The organism is Dickeya undicola (genome assembly GCF_000784735.1).
GTDB lineage: Bacteria > Pseudomonadota > Gammaproteobacteria > Enterobacterales > Enterobacteriaceae > Dickeya > Dickeya undicola.
The window spans coordinates 1-6,699 of record NZ_JSYG01000013.1; the positions used below are offsets into that span (position 1 = coordinate 1).

8 protein-coding genes are annotated in these 6,699 nt (G+C 46.1%); 1 reads left to right on the forward strand and 7 read right to left on the reverse strand.

The genetic code is table 11. From position 1 onward, the window contains the following. Positions 1-14 precede the first annotated feature (14 nt). The 4 genes from traX to OB87_RS06965 all read right to left on the reverse strand — a co-directional run bounded on the left by traX (position 15) and on the right by OB87_RS06965 (position 2,742). Positions 15-554 carry a conjugal transfer protein TraX gene (gene traX / locus OB87_RS06950; protein WP_033568722.1) on the reverse strand — a complete coding sequence of 180 codons (540 nt, stop codon included), beginning with the start codon at positions 552-554 and terminating at the stop codon, positions 15-17. Between the two features lie 469 nt (positions 555-1,023). Further along, the gene (locus tag OB87_RS06955; RefSeq protein ID WP_033568723.1) at positions 1,024-1,725 is read right to left on the reverse strand and encodes a replication initiation protein; all 702 of its coding nucleotides are present in this window, start codon (positions 1,723-1,725) and stop codon (positions 1,024-1,026) included. 457 nt (positions 1,726-2,182) lie between these two features. Continuing rightward, positions 2,183-2,482 carry a type II toxin-antitoxin system RelE/ParE family toxin gene (locus OB87_RS06960; RefSeq protein WP_033568725.1) on the reverse strand — a complete coding sequence of 100 codons (300 nt, stop codon included), beginning with the start codon at positions 2,480-2,482 and terminating at the stop codon, positions 2,183-2,185. Next, positions 2,482-2,742, reverse strand: coding sequence for a hypothetical protein (locus OB87_RS06965; protein ID WP_033568724.1), 261 nt, complete (start codon positions 2,740-2,742; stop codon positions 2,482-2,484). The genes OB87_RS06960 and OB87_RS06965 overlap by 1 nt, the downstream gene beginning before the upstream one ends. Before the next feature lie 207 nt (positions 2,743-2,949). Here OB87_RS06965 and OB87_RS19460 point away from each other — a divergent pair, with 207 nt between their 5' ends. After that, the gene (locus OB87_RS19460; RefSeq protein ID WP_152605880.1) at positions 2,950-3,471 is read left to right on the forward strand and encodes a plasmid mobilization protein; all 522 of its coding nucleotides are present in this window, start codon (positions 2,950-2,952) and stop codon (positions 3,469-3,471) included. A gap of 155 nt (positions 3,472-3,626) precedes the next feature. On the opposite strand, the gene OB87_RS20560 is transcribed toward OB87_RS19460, so the two are convergent. From OB87_RS20560 to OB87_RS06980, 3 genes are all read right to left on the reverse strand, one after another. After that, a complete protein-coding gene (locus OB87_RS20560) occupies positions 3,627-3,887 on the reverse strand; it encodes a helix-turn-helix transcriptional regulator (protein ID WP_152605881.1) in 261 nt (86 codons plus the stop codon). Positions 3,888-3,954: 67 nt separating this feature from the next. Continuing rightward, positions 3,955-4,578: a plasmid IncI1-type surface exclusion protein ExcA gene (gene excA / locus OB87_RS06975; protein ID WP_033568727.1), complete on the reverse strand. Its 624-nt coding sequence runs from the start codon at positions 4,576-4,578 to the stop codon at positions 3,955-3,957. A gap of 12 nt (positions 4,579-4,590) precedes the next feature. Continuing rightward, on the reverse strand, positions 4,591-6,699 hold a 2,109-nt coding region (locus OB87_RS06980), incomplete at its 5' end, for a DotA/TraY family protein (RefSeq protein ID WP_200884279.1).

Sequence of the window (6,699 nt, forward strand, 5' to 3'; positions counted from 1 at the left end):
ATAGAATTTATCTTTCATGGCTGACGAGCCTTTTTATATGTTGGTTTCAATACAGAAATATAACCACCTGACTCTTTCCAGAAAGATTTGAAATCACCTTTCTCAGAGGCACTCACTCTTTTTTCTCTTAACTGCCATAGCCTGTAAGTCATTGACATTACTTGAACAAAACTAACGGCAGAAAACAGAGAAATTACTATCAGAGTAGTTAATGACTTTATGAGAACGGGTAAAGGTAACTGACCAAATGAGTTGGCGATCATCACGAATAAAAGAAGTGAAATAACTCCTGATATAGTCATAACTGACCACCAGATTCCGCGTTTCACCCTGTAATTGAAATCTAGTTTTTCAATTGGAACCCCTGCATCCGCGACGGCTTCTTTCCAATTTGGCTTTTTCTTATCTTTGTTGTTATTACCGGAAGTTAAGTAATTTCTTACCTTATCAATATTCGGTTTTATAGCTGTTTTTACAAAAAACTTAATGTCACTGACAGGGTTTAAAAAGTCAATAAGAAGGCTTTTTAATGGCTTTTTATTTTTTTCATTCATTTAATAAGTCCTTGTAAGAATTTAGTAAGGATTTAGTATCTATTTTATGTGTATTTAGTACACCCATAACACACGGATAATTATATATTTTATCATCGTGTGTTTATATTTATTAAATTAAGAATCGAAATAACTAATCGACTTAAAACAACAGAGCGTAAAACATGAAGAGAGGGAACGTTTAACCGTCCTTTTGCTGAGTTAAGGCTTTCTACCACCGTAGAACTCGATACAGACCGGATATCGGCTATAGCCTCAACATTGCATCCCACCACATACAGAAAGGCTGTAACCGCCTGTATGTTGGTCAATTCGGGGAAAATAGTTAGTAGTGGTTGGTACATGTCGAGATCGAACATGTGGTGTGACGTGTTAGTATTCTTGCCAGCCATATAGCAGCCTCTCTATCAGGTTGTTGTGGTTAGCGGCCTGTGTGAGGTGCGAACTCATACAGGCCGTGCTTGTACCGTCAGACGTTCATTTTAATTTGCCGGTCTTCCCTGAACCGGAAACGTAGCGCCACTACTTTCCGGCCCTGTTTAATTGGTTCTACGACAACCATTAAATCGCTTTTTTCGTTTAACTCCTGAATGCTTGGCTTTAAGAGGAGTTTATTCAGGTCTTTGTATTGAGTGTACTTATCTTCGACGTTCAGCATTGAGCGAAAATCATCGAGCGCAATTGTCCTTTCACCAGTGCTGCGGAACTGCTGGATCAACTCGTAGATACGGATGCTGTACGAGCTGGATAGGTTAGATACGTTCTTCACCACAACCCGGGTGAACTGTCCCTTGAGTTGTGTCAGGTAAGGCATAATGGCGTCAGAGAATGTAATTTCCACCTTAGCCTCCCCCTTCAGGTACTGTGCCCGGTACTGTACCCACCGAAACTCTTCACGCTTATCCTTATCCCGAATAATTACCGAGCGATCCCATAGCCGGTCAATAGCTTCTTTGAGTTTCGCTTCCGCATGTTGACGTCCCATATCCGGGAACGCGCGATAGAGTTCTGTCGCGGTAATGGTCATCGTTTTTTGTTCATCCGCGGGCGGAGCATCAACGCCAGACTTAATACGGCTTATACAAACGAGTAGAAACCGCTGTTCTTGCAACGTGAGCTTATAGCTGGCCTCTATAAGAGCGTTCGATTTATAGGCGACTAAGTCGGACATTTTTCCAATCTTTCCCTTATGGTGGTGAAATTAATAATACTCCACCATAACAAAAAGAGTAATGTTTTTTTTCTCCTCCTCTTTTTTCTGTGGATATAACCCCCAAAAGCACCACCTATAACCCCCAAAAGCACCACCTATAACCCCCAAAAGCACCACCTATAACCCCCAAAAGCACCACCTATAACCGTAAAAACATTTTATAATCAGTTTGTTATGAGGGGGGAAAAGGTTTTAAAAAGATCTAAAAAAAGATCTTAAAAACTTAACAGAGAATCTGTGGAAAACTTACCAGTAGAATATTGGTAAATCATAAAAATCAATTAGATATGGGAATAGAGGGCGGCGATAATACGATGTGAGGCATTCAGCCTTGTGTGTAAGTGCATCACCACCCCGGGAAACGTCATAGGGTGGATAGCTTCACACATCGAGGCTGCAAGCAGGTATACAGGTTTTAACGTACAGAAATAGGGTTTTGACGCTGGCCGGCAACAGCCAAAATACGAACTTTCTTTGCTGGATCATCCACCTCGTAAAGTACGTTCTGTCCCATCAAACTTATACGCCGAACATCCTCGCCATAACGGGAGTCGACTTCATACAACCTAGGGAACTCAGCCAGCTTATCGGTGGAGTTAATTAACCGCTCTGTTACGTTCTTAGCATCCCAAAACGATGAATTTTCCAAAATATATTCAAATAACAGGGTGATATCTTCAACAGCCCCCTGTTTCCATTCCACTTCATACAGCATCATGCGTTCCCTAGATCCTGATAGCGATCTTGGATCTTCTGACGAAGCTGCTCACTGGTTATGCCAGGGCGAGTATCGACACGAGCCATAGCCACCTTTGCCCTAACCCGTTCTTCATATTCCGCTTGCTCCAACTCCTCATTAGCAAGGCGTTGTAGCAGGGCTACTTTTTCCGCTGTGCCAGTAGGCAAAATACGTGGAAGGCTTTCCGCCAATTCCCGCAGAAAGTTCGCATTTTCGTAATGGGTGCTGCTACTCATAGCGGTAACTCCTAATCGTCGTAAATACGTTCTGGAGTGTAGCAGGGCAACACCACCACTCAACCGGTAAAAGTGAACCACCCCCCAATAAAAGATGGTAGAGAGCGGACAGGAAATGTTTTGTACTACCGCCACACGTTGGCAGTAGTACAAAACCACCTTGGTCAGGGCTTCGCCCCGACACCCCTTGTTAGAGTTGGAGCAGTTATGGGAACGAAAGAGCCACGGCAACGCACCAAGTTGATCCAGGTACGATGCACGCCAGAAGAGTACGACCGGATACATAGAAGCGCTTTGGCAGGCGGGATTACTGTCGCAGAATATGTGAGGCGCATTTCACTGCATCGCCGCATAGAACTGAAGTCGGCAGAGCCGATCAATCTAGTTGCTCTAATTGCTGAGATTGTCCGTATAGGGAAAAAACAAAGGGCGCTTGCCAGGAATAATGGGGATCTCGATTATTCGGACATTTCAGAAGACATCAGCAACCTCATATTCGAGGGTGAAAGATATCTGGAAGGACATACTACGGCGCTAAAAGAATTAAATATAATCAGTGAGTTAAAGCGTCTTGGTGGCTTGCAGAAGCACTTGTATCTACAGATGCAAGACCAGATGACAACTGAGTTAAGCCAGCAATTTTCAGAGGTGTTACGCAGTATCGTCAAAACAATAGACGATATGGGAGTACGGAACGAAACTGACAGTGCTGAAGAAAACCCATCATAATTACGCCACAAAAGCCTCTCAGCGCGTTTTTTTCATGAAAATGGGGAGAAACCAAGGGTAACGAAAAAAAGGCGTCAAAATGGCAGATATTTAGATTTTACTATGGAAGGTGTTTCCCGGGCAGTTCTGCATCGCCCGGGAAACCAAATCGCAGACTATGAAAGTTTTTCCATCATCAGCAGTAACACCCGGACGTTTACCGCCAAACGGACGTCGGCCAACGAACTCAGCCCCATTTTTTCACGAGCCATAGTCACAGACTGTTTAACGGCATCTTGCGAAACTCCGCGAACATCAGCGATGGTTTTTATATGCATTCCCATACCAACCATCAGACAAGTATCTGCCTGCACTTCAGTAAGTTCTGGGAAAATTGAGTGATATCGTGCTAACTGAGCCATGTCAATGACGGCCATAACAGCCTCTCTATCAGGTTGTGGTGATAATGACCTGTGCGAGGTGCGAACTCGCACAGGCCACGTTTTAATTCACAGCCAGCCTTCTGACACCAAACTGCTTTTCAATGCCAATTACCTGGCTATCGACGTATTTACCAAAGGGTTCCGGCGTTGTGTAGTGCCGAAATTCCATTGCACCGAGAACGTCAAAGAAGTGTTGTGCTGAAGCGGTTTCAATCGTAATACACGGCAGTTCTGTGAACTGTGTATAGAGCCGGAGCGTTCCACGGCCTTCAATGCGGCGCCGGTGCAGATCAGACATTGTCAGCCCGACGATATCTACCACACCTCTCCGAATGAGTCGGACATACAGTAAGGTGCCGTTTTTAGTATCAATGCCAAAGTAAAAACCGCTAGCGTGGCATACCTCGTGATAGTTGTCATGAGGCTGAAAAAAGGCGTCAGAACGGATCATATCGACGACTTGTTTAAGACGCTGCCGCCGGTTCATTCCATTAATCCACCACACCAAGACAGGAACTGCCGCTATTAACAGATAGATAAACCCGGCCAGCCGTTCTGTTGCATCATGAGTAAGCATGACCATACATATTCCCATCAGAAACACGATAGGGAGAACAAAAACAAAGGCCATAGAACGGATAACATTCCAGATTGCTTCCGGCCAGTTGATAAGGCGCTCTTTCATCGCAAACCTCACTTATTTGATACCGTCATGATTGTTTGCTTCCGGTTTCCGTATTGGTAAATCTCTTACTCCGGGCGTTTTCTGAGCACCGGAACCGAACGCACCAAACATCCCTTTGACGTCATCTACCATACCGCCCATGACGCCAGCCATACCGGCACCGCCCAGGAACGTGATCACGTAATCTGGCAGCGTCGCCTGCAGGCCGAAAATTCGAGTTACACCGAACGTCGCTATACGGGCATACACCATCAACCATCCGACCATTTTCACAAAACCGACTACAGAGTTAGCATTGGCGCTATTTAATGCGGGAGCAAATAACAAATTAAGGAGTGTGCCTCCCGCTATAACTGCCACCGAGGCGAAGAAAAAACCCAGAACCATCAGCGATGGCCGCAGCATCATGTCTATCAGGAAAATGTAGCCGTAAGCGCTGCGGCTGCCCTTGTCTTCTTCGGCACCGAGATGGGTCGCCGCCCACATAGGCCCAGCTGCGCAACCTACCATAACGCTGACCAGCCAGTTGAAGACTCCTACCATCCAATACAGGAACGGTACCGCTGGGAGGAACACGGCCAGAGAGAACCCCACGCCGAACAGCATCAACATGAAGAAGTAAAACAAGGGGGCTAATAGGCCAAGAACATCTTTGATAGTGCCCGCTGGATTCTGGGTTAATTCGCCAAGTTTGCCGATTATTGAGCGATCTACTGCAGTGGCTGTACCATAAGCGGCGGTGTAAGCCGTTAACGCCGTTTCTGCTGCAGTCAGTGAAACGTCACCAAGTATCTGCATTTTTATTAACGGATTGACTTGATTACTAAAATCAGCATTTGTCCCCCAAGTATCTTGTGCCCTATTAATGGCAAAAGTCCTGAATGGCGAGGCAAAAAAGGACACAATTTTTGCCGAAGCTGATTCAGCCGGCGCAGCTTCTTCCTGAGTTCCGAGCGTTGGGGTATACGCGCTTTTTTGTGTCTGTGATTTATATGCAGTAAAGACCTCACGATAGAGTTCCCCAGTCCCTGTTTCACCATACATACTCATCCCTGACGTTACCGGTGCAGCATTAGCTACGGCATTTGTCTTACTGTTGGCGGTGGCAAAAACAAAATACCAAGCCCCCAGAGAAACCCAGCCATCATTTTTTATCTGACTTACCAATTGGCTTTGTAGTGAGTCTTTATAGTTCAGTTGGTTGAGTGATTGATTAACGCTGTTTTCATACGCGGTGGCCGCGTTCTGAATAATGGTTTCGACATCGGGCATCGGTCCAGTATCCTGACGAGACCAACTTATATATGCGTCGACGTAATTAGATGCCGCCGTATCAAGCGTTTGCTGCATGGTATCGAGTGCCTGACGTTCAGCATTCGTCACGCTATCAGTGTTAACCGTGGACGAAAAGAAGCCTGAATCTGAGGTATTCCCCTCCGCCGAGGTCGGCACATGAACAGAGCCACAATACGAGCTACCGTTATCTGTAACGTAACTACCGTTTCCACCCGTTGTGGCCATGGGCCGAGTTTTGGCCTGTCCGTCTTGATATAAGTTGGCCAGTTCGCGGTTGGTAGCGTGTTTGCACAGCCCCATTTCAAACACCGCCCGGGCCGCCGATCGCGTAGAGGGTGCAGTCGGTTGTACAACCAGCGACATGCCGCTACTTATCATGTCTGCGGCCTTGTCGGTGAGAAGGTTTGCACTCCCTATTCCCATGGTAGAGGTTGCCCACAACATCAGCAGTTGGGATAGTGACCAGCCGGATGCCGTTGGAATAAGCATCATAAAACCGGCAAAGCTCATTACTGGGTGCAGCCAGGTGCGACCGGTGCCGAACACCTTGCCTTCCTGTCCGCCCTTGTACAGCGTTTTCAGCGTAGTGATCATAAACCACGCCAACGCGACCGCACACAATACACCATTCAGCAATGCAAACAGCGACCCAATCAATGTTGCTTGCCCTGGCTGAAACGGTGATATCACCACATCACCGAATATCATTACCAATGCCTGTCGAGATAGGTCGCTTGTCCTTTGCGATGCCTCACTAATCGTTTGATATGTAATATTTTCCGCAAAAGCAGAGGTTGAAAAAAGAATTAGAATGGCAACAATTAA